This window comes from Patescibacteria group bacterium (genome assembly GCA_018830295.1).
Lineage (GTDB): Bacteria > Patescibacteriota > Minisyncoccia > Portnoybacterales > UBA2143 > JAHJSM01.
This window is the reverse complement of the sequence record JAHJSM010000001.1, coordinates 371,367-384,426: the sequence shown is the minus strand read 5'-3', so window position 1 is coordinate 384,426 and position 13,060 is coordinate 371,367. Positions and strand designations below refer to the sequence as shown.

The 13,060-nt window shown below is 40.2% G+C and carries 16 protein-coding genes and 3 tRNA genes; all 19 read right to left on the bottom strand.

What is annotated here, in order from left to right:
• Positions 1-5: 5 nt before the first annotated feature.
• On the bottom strand, positions 6-476 hold the full coding sequence (rpsG, locus tag KKF19_02100) for a 30S ribosomal protein S7 (protein ID MBU2579729.1): 471 nt from the start codon (positions 474-476) through the stop codon (positions 6-8).
• A gap of 5 nt (positions 477-481) precedes the next feature.
• Positions 482-943, bottom strand: coding sequence for a 30S ribosomal protein S12 (rpsL, locus tag KKF19_02095; protein MBU2579728.1), 462 nt, complete (start codon positions 941-943; stop codon positions 482-484).
• Between the two features lie 46 nt (positions 944-989).
• Positions 990-2,777 (bottom strand): translational GTPase TypA, encoded by a 1,788-nt coding sequence (gene typA / locus KKF19_02090; GenBank protein ID MBU2579727.1) that lies wholly within the window; start codon positions 2,775-2,777, stop codon positions 990-992.
• A gap of 84 nt (positions 2,778-2,861) precedes the next feature.
• Positions 2,862-2,932: transfer RNA gene (locus KKF19_02085), tRNA-His, on the bottom strand.
• Between the two features lie 81 nt (positions 2,933-3,013).
• Positions 3,014-3,086: transfer RNA gene (locus tag KKF19_02080), tRNA-Arg, on the bottom strand.
• 68 nt (positions 3,087-3,154) lie between these two features.
• A complete protein-coding gene (locus KKF19_02075) occupies positions 3,155-3,424 on the bottom strand; it encodes a hypothetical protein (GenBank protein ID MBU2579726.1) in 270 nt (89 codons plus the stop codon).
• Entirely contained in the window at positions 3,421-3,927 is a 507-nt protein-coding gene (locus KKF19_02070; protein MBU2579725.1) for a hypothetical protein, read from the bottom strand. The genes KKF19_02075 and KKF19_02070 overlap by 4 nt, the downstream gene beginning before the upstream one ends.
• 29 nt (positions 3,928-3,956) lie before the next feature.
• On the bottom strand, positions 3,957-4,496 hold the full coding sequence (locus KKF19_02065) for a hypothetical protein (GenBank protein MBU2579724.1): 540 nt from the start codon (positions 4,494-4,496) through the stop codon (positions 3,957-3,959).
• A 4-nt stretch (positions 4,497-4,500) separates the two neighbouring features.
• Entirely contained in the window at positions 4,501-5,526 is a 1,026-nt protein-coding gene (pilM, locus tag KKF19_02060) for a type IV pilus assembly protein PilM (protein ID MBU2579723.1), read from the bottom strand.
• A 9-nt stretch (positions 5,527-5,535) separates the two neighbouring features.
• Positions 5,536-5,904, bottom strand: coding sequence for a VanZ family protein (locus KKF19_02055; GenBank protein MBU2579722.1), 369 nt, complete (start codon positions 5,902-5,904; stop codon positions 5,536-5,538).
• Positions 5,905-7,620 carry a DNA polymerase/3'-5' exonuclease PolX gene (polX, locus tag KKF19_02050; protein MBU2579721.1) on the bottom strand — a complete coding sequence of 572 codons (1,716 nt, stop codon included), beginning with the start codon at positions 7,618-7,620 and terminating at the stop codon, positions 5,905-5,907.
• Between the two features lie 12 nt (positions 7,621-7,632).
• Positions 7,633-8,217, bottom strand: a complete 585-nt coding sequence (locus tag KKF19_02045) for an MFS transporter (GenBank protein ID MBU2579720.1) — start codon at positions 8,215-8,217, stop codon at positions 7,633-7,635.
• A gap of 39 nt (positions 8,218-8,256) precedes the next feature.
• Entirely contained in the window at positions 8,257-8,475 is a 219-nt protein-coding gene (gene yidD / locus KKF19_02040) for a membrane protein insertion efficiency factor YidD (GenBank protein ID MBU2579719.1), read from the bottom strand.
• Positions 8,476-8,627: 152 nt separating this feature from the next.
• Positions 8,628-8,840, bottom strand: a complete 213-nt coding sequence (locus tag KKF19_02035) for a hypothetical protein (protein MBU2579718.1) — start codon at positions 8,838-8,840, stop codon at positions 8,628-8,630.
• 106 nt (positions 8,841-8,946) lie between these two features.
• Positions 8,947-9,018, bottom strand: a tRNA-Arg gene (locus KKF19_02030).
• 213 nt (positions 9,019-9,231) lie between these two features.
• The gene (locus KKF19_02025; GenBank protein MBU2579717.1) at positions 9,232-10,497 is read right to left on the bottom strand and encodes an O-antigen ligase family protein; all 1,266 of its coding nucleotides are present in this window, start codon (positions 10,495-10,497) and stop codon (positions 9,232-9,234) included.
• Between the two features lie 13 nt (positions 10,498-10,510).
• Entirely contained in the window at positions 10,511-11,770 is a 1,260-nt protein-coding gene (locus tag KKF19_02020; protein MBU2579716.1) for a UDP-N-acetylmuramoyl-L-alanyl-D-glutamate--2,6-diaminopimelate ligase, read from the bottom strand.
• Between the two features lie 134 nt (positions 11,771-11,904).
• The gene (locus tag KKF19_02015) at positions 11,905-12,093 is read right to left on the bottom strand and encodes a hypothetical protein (protein MBU2579715.1); all 189 of its coding nucleotides are present in this window, start codon (positions 12,091-12,093) and stop codon (positions 11,905-11,907) included.
• A 40-nt stretch (positions 12,094-12,133) separates the two neighbouring features.
• Positions 12,134-13,060: an aminoacyltransferase gene (locus KKF19_02010; GenBank protein MBU2579714.1), complete on the bottom strand. Its 927-nt coding sequence runs from the start codon at positions 13,058-13,060 to the stop codon at positions 12,134-12,136.

Genomic DNA, 13,060 nt, shown 5'->3' with positions numbered 1-13,060 from the left:
AAAAACTACCATCTAAAATGAGCGAAGGCCTTATTGGCGTCGGCTATTTTGTGCGTTTCTTGCTTCTTGCCTACAGCAACGCCTTCATTCCTCGCCGCTTCCATTAATTCTTCAGCAAGTTTTTCCGCCATTGGTTTGCCTTTTTTCTTTTTAGCCGAACCAATAAGCCATCTTGAGGCCAAAGCGATTTTCCTCTCCCCTCGCACTTCGCGCGGCACTTGATAGCGCGCGCCTCCAACCCGTTTCGTTCTCACTTCAACTTCGGGAGAAGCGTTTTTAATCGCTTGGTCAAAAACATCCAAAGGGTCTTTGTCTTTTACTTTTTCTTTAATAATATCAAACGCGCCGTAAAAAATACTCTGCGCGATAGATTTTTTTCCATCTTTCATTAGATAAGAAATAAACTTAGCAACCAAAGCATTCCCATATTTAGGGTCAGGATTAATTTCTCTTTTTATGTTTCTTTTTCTACGCATATATTTTATTCCTCCGCTGGCGCGGCCGCCGCTTCTCCTCCCTTTGCGGGAGCTCCGGCCTTTGGTCTCTTCGCTCCGTAACGGCTTCTCTTTTGCCTTCGCCCTTCCACGCCTCCAGTATCTAAAACACCTCTCACGACACGATAACGAACTCCGGGCAAATCCTTCGCCCGTCCGCCTCTGATTAAAACAACCGAGTGTTCTTGTAACTTGTGTCCCTCGCCAGGAATATACGCAGTCACTTCCATTCCATTAGTCAGACGAACTCTCGCCACTTTTCGCATAGCCGAGTTCGGCTTCTTCGGCGTCATCGTTTTAACTTGAACACAAACACCCCGTTTAAACGGAGACGAAATAGTGCTCGGCTTATTCTTAAGCGAATTAAAACTTTTCCAAAGAGCCGGGGCTTTTGGTTTCCTCTTCGCCGTCTTCCTCGGCCTCTTAATTAATTGATGAATCGTAGGCATTACTTAAACAAGTTATCAAATTATATCAACAATGTCAAATCTTCAATTAACTTTTCCTCTTCGCTCTTGTTCTTTCAATTCCTGTGAGGAATTTTTTTCGAAGGCGGATGCTTTTGGGCGTTATTTCCAAATACTCGTCTTCCGACATAATTTCCATTCCTCTTTCTAAAGTCAATTTCAAAGGAGGGACAAGTTTTAAGGCGTCGTCCGAACCGGAAGCGCGCACATTTGTTAAATTTTTTCCCTTAGTCGGATTAACAGATAAAGATTCTCCTTTGGAAGTGTTTCCGATGACCATTCCTTCATAAACCTCAATATTGGGGTCAATATAAATAGCGCCTCGACTTTGCAGGTTAAAAAGAGAAAAGCCAAGCGCCTTTCCTGTCGCCATAGAAACCATTGAACCAACGCTTCTTTTTTCAATCTCCCCCGCGTATGGCCTGAATTCAAGCGCGCGCGAGCATAAAATTCCCTCTCCTTTCGTGATAATAACAAACTCGTTTCTGTAGCCAAGAATTCCGCGAGTCGGAGCTTCAAAAATCAGCCGCGTATTTCCGTTTTCTGATTTCATCTCCCGCATCATACCTTTCCGCTTTGACATATTCTCAATGATTGTCCCCAAAAACTCATCTGGAACATCAATAATAACTTCTTCAAATGGCTCTTTTTTAACTCTGTCTTCTACTTTAATAATAACTTGCGGTTGAGAAATCTGAAGTTCGTATCCTTCGCGACGCATATTTTCAAGAAGAATCGCCAAATGCATTTCTCCTCTTCCAAAGACCCGAAAAATATCATTCGCGGAAAAATCAACTCTTAAGCCGACATTAACTTCCAATTCTTTTTCCAACCGTTCTTTAATATGACGCGTTGTTACGAATTTTCCTTCTCGGCCCGCGAAAGGAGAATTGTTAACTAAAAAATTCGCGGAGATAGTCGGCTCGTCCACAACAATCGCTGGAAGCGGCTCTTGGTCAACATTGGCGCAAATCGTTTCTCCAATATAGATGTCGGGGATGCCCGCGATCATAACAATATCCCCCGCGACGGCCTCCTCGGTTTCTTTTCTTTCTATCCCTTGAAATGTGTTAATTCTCGTAATTGACGCGTGTCGCGTTTCGCCGTTCGGTTTTTTAACAATCACTTTCGAGCCCGGCTTAATCACTCCCTCGTAAATTCTCCCGATCGCAAGCCGCCCCAAAAAATCGTCATAAGCCAAGTTAAACGGCTGCATTCTAAAAGGAAGCGATGTATCAGACAGCGCCGCCGGAACCTCCTCTAAAATCATATCTAAAAGAGGAGTTAAATCCTTTGATTCGTCCTCTAAATTTCTCTTGGCAATTCCATCCCGACCAATGGCGTAAATAACCTTAAAGTTTAGTTGCTCTTCATTCGCGCCAAGATCCATAAAAAGTTCCAAGACCTGCTCGTGCGCAAGGGCGGGGTTTGCGGCGGGTTTGTCAATTTTATTCAAAATGACAATCGGTTTCAGCCCAAGTTCCAATGACTTTTTCAAAACAAACTTGGTTTGAGGCATCGGACCTTCCTGCGCGTCTACAACTAAAAGAACTGAGTCAATGGACCGAAGCACGCGTTCAACCTCCGACCCAAAATCGGCGTGTCCTGGCGTGTCAACGATATTGATTTTCGTGTCTTTGTAGAAAAGCGACGCGTTTTTGGAATAAATCGTAATTCCCCTTTCCTGTTCAAGGGTGTCGCTATCCATTCCAACCGATTCGTCGCCAACCATCCCCGTCTGCCGCATCAAAGCGTCGGTAATAGCCGTCTTCCCATGGTCAACATGGGCGATAATAGCAATGTTTCTAATTTCCATATATAAAACCTCCGCAAGGAGGCCCTTAAGATAAAACCTAAAATAAAGATAAACTACTTTTTATCTTCTGTCAATCTAATACTGGGCGGCTAGAGAGAATCGAACTCTCGATACCTCTTCCACAAAGAGGAGTTTTACCACTAAACTATAGCCGCCATAAAAAAACATTTGGAAGCCCCGACATCCGTCGGGGCGCTGTTTTTTGTTGCCAAAATAAATTTTGGACAAAAAACGCGTGCCCCCGGCAGGAATCGAACCTGCAACCTGCGGTTTAGAAAACCGTCGCTCTGTCCGTTGAGCTACGGGGACATTTAGCTGTGGTATTATAACGAAAAACACAGAAAAGTAAAGAAATTAGGGGGCAGCCCCCCCGCATTTTAATTAAACGGGTCGGCGTATTTACTTGTTTGGACTCGGATAAGGGTCTCTTCCCTATTTTCTATTTCCCTCAAAACCTCATTCAACATTTCTTCGTTAACGACCGTTTTCTCAATCGTTAAAGTAATTTCGGCCGTGGTCGCCAAATAGATATATTTATAATAAATAAAGGCGTTACAAAAAAGAAGTGAAATTAAAATCGCTCCCAAAATCCAGCAGCAATATTTCTCCAAAAAAATATGCGTTTTTTCAATTGAAATTTTCGTCATTTCGTATAAATTTTAATTTCTAAATTGGTCTCTATATCCCCCTCTAATAATCTTTTAATATTTATCCCTTCAATTTCCATTAAACGATAAGGCGGATAAGGACTATCTTCTATGTTAGCGATAAAATTCAACAGTTCCGAAAAATCGCCCCAAAGAACAACGCTCAAAAAAAGAAACGGCTCTCCTTCGGAAGTCAGGAGCGACGGACTGGCTGTTTTTATTTCAAAGAGGTTGCCTGTTTCTTGCGCGATGCTTTCAATCGTGGATATAAAACCAACTGTTTCTTCCGCTCCAAGAAGCGCGCCTTCAATTCTTGATAAAGCATCCTGCTTTTCTTGAAAATCATTCCGCAATTCCTTAGCGAGGGATTCTCTTTTGCTCAGACCAGATAGAATCTCTTTGTTTGATAAATACCGATAAGAATAATCCGCGATTTTATTGACCAAAGGATAAATTACCGAAACAAAAACAAGCGCGAGAATAATGATCCCCAAAGCAATCATAAATATAATTTTTTTTTGGAAAAAGGTTATCATTGAATCGGCTTAAATGTAAAACTAAAATCTACATTCTCCTGTTTAATCAAATTAGATAAAGGAGAATTGACTTGGTCAAAAAGAGAACTTTCTTTCAAGGACTCCTCTAGCGATAAAATGTCTTTTCGTTCCGCCGCCCAGCCAATTAAATTAAGCGTATTGTCGCTTTTCCGATAAGAGAAATTATTAAGGCGCGCCGCGTCTGGCATAATTTCCGATATTTCTATTAGCGCGAGCGTCCAAGAAACCATTTTGTTTTGTTTAAGATAAATTTGGTCAAGAATTTTGTTTGTTTTTTGAATTCTTTCCTCAATCTTAAGCAATTCCTGCGTCCTCGAATCGCTCCTTTGAAGTACTATCGCCTCATCTTGCGCTTTGAGCATTATGGAAAGCGAGAAAAAAGAACCAAGTAAAAATAGAATAAAAACTATTAAAAAGGCGGAAATCGGAACGACTAAAAACGCTAACCAATGAATAAAATTAGTTAATTGAGCTTCTTTTTTTTCTTCGGGTGATAAAAGATTAAGTTTAATCATTTATTTAATAATTTCCTAAAGCCAATCCTATAGCCGTATTATAGGCAAGAATTTCCTTTTTAGGCAAAACAATTTTTTCCAAAATCCCTTCCAACGGATTGCCTAATTTAACTGGAATCTTAAGCGCGCTCTCAAGTTCAAAGGGAAGATTGATTAAAAGTGAATCGCCTCCGCAAAGTATAATCTGCGCGACCTTATTTTCTTCATAGAAATCAATATATTCGCTAATTTGCTTAGCAAGATCGTTAACAATTGGTTTTAAGGCGCGATAAACTTTGCCTTGCTTCTTTGTTTTGTCTAACCCAATTTTAATCTTTAATTGATTAGCTTCTTTCTCGCTAACCTTTAAGTCCTTCTCTATCGCTTCGGTAAAAAGCCGTCCTGAAGCGCGGATATGAGAAGTAAAACGAATCGCTTCAGCCGCGAAAACCACGCAGTTGGTTCCCGTCGCCCCCAAGTCAATAATAACGGACGGCTTGTGATCTTTTGATTTAATTAAACTTCTGACAACGGCGACTGATTCCGGCTCCAAAGCAATTGGATGAAGCCCGCCTCTTTTTAGAAAACTTGAATAACTATCAACTAAATCGCGCGGAGCGGCGGCGATCAGAACATCAATATGTTTAGAAGACACAACTATCGGCTCTATTACTTGCCAATCCATATAGACCTCGTTAATACTCATGGGGATATGCGCTTCCACTTCCCATCGGATCGCCTGCGCTATTTCTTCCTCTTTCATTCGAGGCAATTGAATAACGCGAATAAAAACTTTTTCTTCCGGCAAATTACAAACAACCCGATTGCCAGTCACTCCTCTCTTTTTCGCTTCCGCTAGCGCGCTTTTTAAAACACTGGCTAATTCTTTTTCTTTTTTGATTTCTCCGTTCTGGATAAGGCCACTCGGAATATCTTGCGTAGCAAAGCCAGACAAAGAAAACTCGCCTTTTTGTTTTTTAAATTGAATAATCTTAAGAGACCGATCGCTCAAGTCTAATCCAAAAGCCATTTTTTTCGAAAAATCAAACATAATGCTATTCTACCATTTTTTTCTTTTTCCGTCCAAAAAATATGAAGCAAGCAATATCCCACCGCTGTCTATTAAAACATCGCGTGCCGCTCCTTCGCGGGCGTTAATAAATGTTTGATGATATTCATCAGAACAGGCATAAGCGAAAGCAAGCAAAACGGCAAAAACAATAATTTTCTTTTTGCTCAAACAATGCTCTTTCAAAGCGTTAATTAAAAGAAGCGTCAAAACAAAATACTCCGAAATATGAGCCAACTTGCGCAAAACAAAATCCCACTCATTAGGCAGACCCGACTTCAACCCCGGCTGATGCGACAAAAAGAAAATCAAACCAGCCCACAAAAAAACCAACCCCCATTTCTTAATCTTTTTATTCATTTATTTATTAAAATATTCTAAAAGTTTATCTGCCGAGCGGGTGTTGAGGATGTCTTTTTTTTCAGCCCAACCGCGACGAGCGGTCGCAACGCCGAATTCCATCATTGAAAATTCCACGGAATTGTGCGCGTCTGTATTGATGACCAATTTAACTCCCGCGTCGGTCGCCTTTCTAATATAGATATCCCTTAAGTCCAATCGCTTGAAATGAGCGTTGACTTCTAAGGCAGTTTTGTTTTCACGCGCCGTTTTGAAGACCGCGTCAAAATCAAAACTGTATTCCTCTCTTTTGCGGATAACTCTGCCTGTTGGATGGGTAATAATATTGACAAACGGATTTTTAATCGCGTTAACCAGCCGTTTTGTCATATCCCTTTTCGTCATTTTGAAATTTGAATGAACGGCCGCCAAGACCAAGTCGGCCTTCGCCAAGACCTCATCTTTAATCGCCAATTCGCCGTCTTTTTTAATATCAACCTCGCATCCTTTCAAAATTTTAATCCCTGAAAGCCGTTTGTTGATTTTATCTATTACCGCCATTTGTTTGAGAAGTTTTTTCTCATCCAACGCGCCAGCTATTTTCAAAAAACCGGCGTGGTCAGTAATCGCTAGATATTGATAACCCATTTTTTGAGCGATTTTTGCCGCTTCTTCAATTGTCTGCGAGCCGTCGCTCCAATTGGTGTGACAATGGCAATCTCCTCTGATGTCACCGAGATTAACCAACTTCGGCAATTTACCTGATAAAGCCGCTTCAATTTCGCCCGTGTTTGTCCTTAATTCCGGCGCGATATATGGAAAGCCAATTGCTTCGTAAACCCCTTCCTCTGTCTCGCCCGCTATTTTTCTCTCTCCCTTGTAAACTCCGTATTCGTTTAATTTCAGCCCTTTTTTTCTAGCAATTCGTCTAGTTAAAATATTATGCTCTTTGCTTCCCGTGAAATACTGCAAAGCCGCGCCAAAACTTTCTTTTCCCACAATTCGCAAATCACAATCCAACCCGTCTCTAAAACGAATTGACGATTTTGTCGGGCCTTTCGCCCAAACCTTGGTTATCCCCGGCATTCCTATGAAAAAATCCATAACTTCCTTTGGTTTTGATGAAGTCGCGAGAATATCAACATCACCCACCGTTTCTTTCATCCGCCTAATTGAACCAGCCATGCTAACTCTGCTAATTTGAGGAAGTTTTCCAAGTTCGCCAATAATTCGCCTAACCCTCGGCAAAACCAAACCAAGCAAAAATCTCCCTTTGCCCTCCGCCGCGAAATCAATCGCCTGCAAGATATTTTTTTCGCTTTTGGCGCCAAAGCCCTCCAATTTTCCTATCTTCCCCGCTTGGGCCGCCTTTTTTAAATCCTTTAAATTTTTAACTTTTAATTTTTCGTAAAGAATTTTTATTCTTTTAGAGCCGAGCCCTTCAACGGCTCTTAATCCTTCCAAATCAACCGGACATTTCCTCTTAAGTTTTTGATAATCCTTAACCTCGCCTGTTTTAACAAACTCCTCCATTCGTCGGGCGATCCCCTCGCCAACGCCGGGAATATCCATTAACGCTTTTATCCCGCCCTCGCGATAAATTTCCTCTATGTCTTTTTCCAAAAATTCCAAAACGCGAGCGACGCGGGCAAAAGCAATCGCGCGAAAAGGCAACCCCTGCATTTCAAGCAAGTCGGAGATGCTATAAAAAATTTGAGACAATTCCAAATTCTTCATTTTTCTAACGCGCTACTTTGGATAAATTTTGCCTGCTGGCGTTCTAATTATTTTTTTATCTTTTGAAGATAATTCTTTTCTGATTAAAAGAGGCAAAAAAGCGCTGATTAAAAGGAAAACTATGACTCCGATAAAGAGAATATAAAAACCAAAACGATTAGCGACCACTCCACCTAAGGCGCCAGCGATTCCGCTTCCAAAACCGATTAAAGCGGCGCGAACGCTCCAGTCAAACGCTTCTTTGCCTCTATCAATATGGCGAGTGAAAATAGCTGTATAGCCGGGAATATTCATCCCCATACCAATAGCGTAAATCACTTGACAGAGGTAAATGTGCCAAGGAAGAAAAGAAAGAAGATACCCGCAAACAGCTAAGGCGGCTAAAAAATTACCGAGAATAATAAACCAAATATCATCTTTCTCGCCATGGTTTTTATCTAAATATCGCCCAAAAGGAATCACAACCAATGACAAAATAATCCAATAGATAGCGGCCGCGTATCCAACAACCGCGATATTGCCTCCCTGAATTTTTTCGGTCAAAAAAATCGCGAAAATAGGCGCCATAAAACCCAACCCCGCCCGCCAAAGCGACATCCGATAAAATTAAAACCTTTATAACTTTATTGATTTGTTTCATAATTCTTTCCCCCAAGGATGACAATTAGAAATTCTTTTTATTCCCAACCATACCCCCTTTAATGCCCCTTTTTCTTTGACCGCTTCATGAGTGTATTGCGAGCAAGTTGGGTTGTGGCGGCATCCGCCCAAAAACTTCAAAACAGGAAAAAAACCATGGTCGGGAGAAATGGTTTTCTGGTAAATTTTGATTAAAATTAAAACAATATTTTTCATGTGTTATAAATTAAAGGTCAGACCTTTCAAAAGTGACAAACTGATGGAAAGGTCTGACTTTTAATTTATTGCATATCTTATTTCATTATATCATATCCATATAATATAAAAAGCCGCCGCGTTTTTTCGCAGTGGCTTTTTGTTGAAATGAATTATGGATACAGCATTGTCAAAATTTGTCCCTTACTTTTTAAATATCCTCCCTTGCATTCTACCGAGAAATTTCTTTTACATTCATTACAAAAGAAATCAACATTCTCGTTATGTTCTCCGGAGAGCCCAAGAAATTTTAAGTCTCCGCTACCACAAGAGTGGACATAAGCATACACCCCCATATTGGCATAGTAATTATAAGCATTATCCATATTAATATTTTCCATTTCACCACCCCTTTTTTTATGAAAAAGTTAATGAACTAATTCAAAGGACTTTAACATTTTTATAGAATAAAGTCAAATTTTTAAAAACGGGTGTCCCCACGGGGAATCGAACCTCGATTTCGGCCTCCGGAGGGCCGCGCTTTATCCGTTAAGCTATGGGGACGGAAATAGATTGACTTTTGTTTCTTTTTTGGTAATCTATAAATAGTTCTTTTAAAGGAGGTGAGAGTATGGACAAGGGTTTGAGGTATGCGCGCTTAGTTCGTTTTATTATTCGTCGCGTCGCAAATTGCGGCTGCCGATGTGATTGCGGATGCGGGCACTGACCGACTTCAACCAAACCCCGACAAAACCGTCGGGGTTTAATCTTGTTCGGCTATCGGATAGCCGAATTGCTTGCGATAACGCCCAAGACCAACCAAAACATTAACTGCCCTTGCTGAATTGTCCAGAAGTAGTGGTCAAATAGAGCCATAAATAGAAATCCGAAGAAAACAATGACAAGCCCTATTATTTGGGGACTGTCCCCGCAACGGGGACAGTCCCCAAATATCTCAGACAAAATCAAAAAAAGAAACATAAGAAAAGCGATCAACCCGAACAACCCTGTTTCGCTGGCGATAAGCAAATAGATATTATGGACCGGCTGATAGAGCCAGGCAGACATTAAATCAAGCGCTTTGCTGATTTCCCAAACAAAATTTCCCTGACCTACTCCGAATAGAGGATATTGATTGATAATAGAAAGAGCCGTTTCATTATAAAAAGCGCGCAATCCAACCGCTTGCTCTGATGTTGAAATCGCGAACCGAGACGAAACTTCCGCCCCGGCCAAAAAAACAAAAAGAACGCTGCAGAAAACAATAAAGAGAAAGATAAGGATATTTCTTTTTTGTTTTAATAGAAGGATAAAATAAAGAGGGATTGTGATTAAAAAAACTAAAAGGGCGGTTCGCGAAAAAGAGAGCCAAAAAGCGAATATTATTAAAAATCCAGCAATAATCAAAAGACAATTCCAAACAAAAGATCGTTTTTTCGCGAGCCAGAGAGAATAGAGGCAAAAAATACAGAGTAAAAGAAAAGCCGCCAAAACATTTGGGTGAGGAAAAGAACCGTAAGGGCGCATAAGTGTCACTCCATCAACAATAATTTTAGCGACGCCGTTTATCTCCAGCCCTTTTTGCCCCGCGTATTGCCATAAAACAATCAACGACTGAGCAAACCCACTCATTACAAGCGCTTGGGAAAGGCGGGTAAAATTAAATAAATCTTTAAAATTATTTTTTAGATAGAAAAACAAAAGAGCAAATTCTAAAAGTTTAAGCCAAGAATAGAAACCTAATTGAATATTACGCGCCTGAATCAGAGAAACCAAAGCAATCGCCAAAAAAACAATCAGCCAAAAACCGCCTCTTGCGACTGCTCCCCTCGCCATCTTAATCCCATTCTTAAAAAATCTTTTTTCTCTGTTCCTCAAAAACCAAAAAAGAAAAAGAATTAAAATTAAAATATCGGTTAAATAAAGAAAAGCGCTCGTCCACTCATTAAAACCATTCTCACCCCACTGCCAAATCACTTTACGCGTTTGGAAGGGCAAACAGAAAACCAAAAGATAAAAAAATATTTTTTCTAAGAAAATCATAATTGTATGCTTATTAAATCTCCTCCTTAACTACTTTCCTGTCATCCCAAGGGATTTTTTTATTTCCTTCAACGCACATCCATAATTCGCATCCTTTGCCCGTAATAATAACCACATCGTCTTTTTCCGCTATTTTTAGAGCGTAGCGAATTGCTTCTCTGCGGTCAATAATTTTTTTAACCTCTTTATTTTTTATCCCTTCAACGATTTCGCTAATAATCTGGCTCGGGTCTTCGTCGTAAGGGTCTTCGTTAGTAATAATAATCATATCCAAATATTTTTCCGCGATTTTTCCCATTTCAGGTCTTTTCCATTTGTCTCTGCCTCCGCCCGCCGAACCAAGAACGCCTATTAATTTTCCATCAGACATTTTTCGCGCGGTTTGATAGACCTTTTCTAAAGCGTCTGGCGTATGAGCGTAATCAACAATTACTGTAAATAGTTCCTTAGTAACTATTTCTAAACGACCGGGAATGCCTTTTATTTCCCCTAAAGCCAACTTCATTTTCTCTAAAGAAATTCCTTCCGCCGTTCCAACCGCAATCGCCGCCAAGGCGTTAGAAATATTAAATTTGCCTAAAAGATGAATTATGAATAATGAATTATTAATGAAGAATGAAGAATAAGATTTTTTTATCTCGATTTTCTCTCCTTTTACGACGGGGGCTGCCCCCGCCACGGGGGCAGCCCCCTGTTGTAATGTGTATCCCCATTTTTCTTTCGCCGCGAATCGCAAGAAATAATGGCTGTTTGGGTCGTCTAAATTAACAATTGATTTACCATTTGGCTTAAGCGATTGAAAAAGTTTTCCTTTCGCTTTTTTATAATTCTCAAATCCGCCGTGGCTTTCTATATGTTCAGGCGTAAGATTAGTGAAAACAGCCGTATCAAAACCAATAAAACGATGGCGATGCTGTTTAATCCCCTCTGAAGTTATTTCCAAAACGGCGTATTGACATCCCGCCTCAACCGCCCGCCTCAAAAACTTATGGATTTTAAAACGACCAGGCATGGTCATTTTTAGATTGTTTAGCTCAATATCGCCGTTGGTTGTAAAATAGATAGACGACAAAGAAGCCGTCTTATATCCCGCCTTTTCTAAAATCTGATTGATTAAAAACACTGTCGTTGACTTGCCATTCGTCCCTGTCACCCCGATTATTTTTAGTTTTCGCGAGGGAAAGCCATAAAAAACCGCGCCCAAAAAAGAAAGCAGGAAATGATAGGCGCTTAAAAGAGAGTTGGGAGTAATTTTTTTAATTGTATTTTTCATAATAATTTGTTATTTGGGGACTGTCCCCTCTTGGGGACAGTCCCCAAATTATTAACACAATACCAGTTTTCGGCGGAAAATAAAAGAGCCAAAAGCATTTTGCTTTGGCTCTTTAAAATCCTTCCGCCTACGAACTACGAAGCGCAGGCGTCAGCAAAAATTTCGCGTCTCAACTTTTCCGCTTCTTCTTTGTTCTTTTTAAAAAATTCCTCCGTTCCTTCGCCTACTCCCTTGCAAGTCATGCAAACGACATGCATCCCTTCGCAAAAAATATATCCTCTTCTACATCTTGGATCTGGACATTCTTTTATTTCATCTGACATATTACCCCCTTTTTTCTATTTTTAAAAAATTGTTAAAAAACTACAAGACCTTCCTTGCTATATTATAAACACTATACCACCACGGCTTAAAAATCAAGTCAAACGCGCCGGGGTAGACAGTTTCTTGTCCTCCAAACCCCTTTTTAAATCGGGTCACTCCGGGCCATTTTTTTTCATCAATTCCGCCAAAATCGTAGTATTTTAATCCATTTTTTTTTGCTTCCAAAATAGCCTGCCATTGGATTAGATGCGGCGCCATTAATTGGCGCGCGTCATAATCCGAAGCGCCGTGCAAGTAAACAGCCGTTTCCCCAAAAAAAGAAAAAAGCGCGGCGGCGACAACCTTTTTTCTATGTTTCGCTAAGAATAATTTTACGGAACCCTCTTTGCCTAAAAAATCAAACATTTTTTGATAATATTTTTCCGGATGAGCGCGAAAACCATCCTTCTCTGTCGTTTTTTTTAATAATTTTAAAAAAGAATTTATCGCTAATGCCTTATCACTCGCCGCCTCTTTAATAATCACTCCTTTGCGTTGGGATAATCTAATATTATACCTTGTTTTCTGGCTCATTTGCTCTAGCAAATCCTCCTCTGATTTTGAAATATCTAAAATTATTGTTCGCGACGGCTGAATTTCTTTTTCCGACTTAATAAAGTCATTTCCTAAAATTTTAGAATTAAAAAACGGTTCAGTTTTCAAAAAAATACTTCCTTCTCTTTTCCCTATTTCCCTAACTTTTTCTAAAAACAAATTTATTGTTCGCTGAATTACGGGTCCGCGCGGACAATATAAATAATTACGCCGCAAAGGCAATCTGTGTTTAATAACCAACGCTTTCAAATCGTTTCCTATCTCAACGCGCCAAATCTTCCTACCGAACGCTTTCTGAAATTCTCCCCACTGATACGACTGCAAAAAGCCCCCACCATTCTTAATAATAAAACGATTCCATTCTTCTTTCAT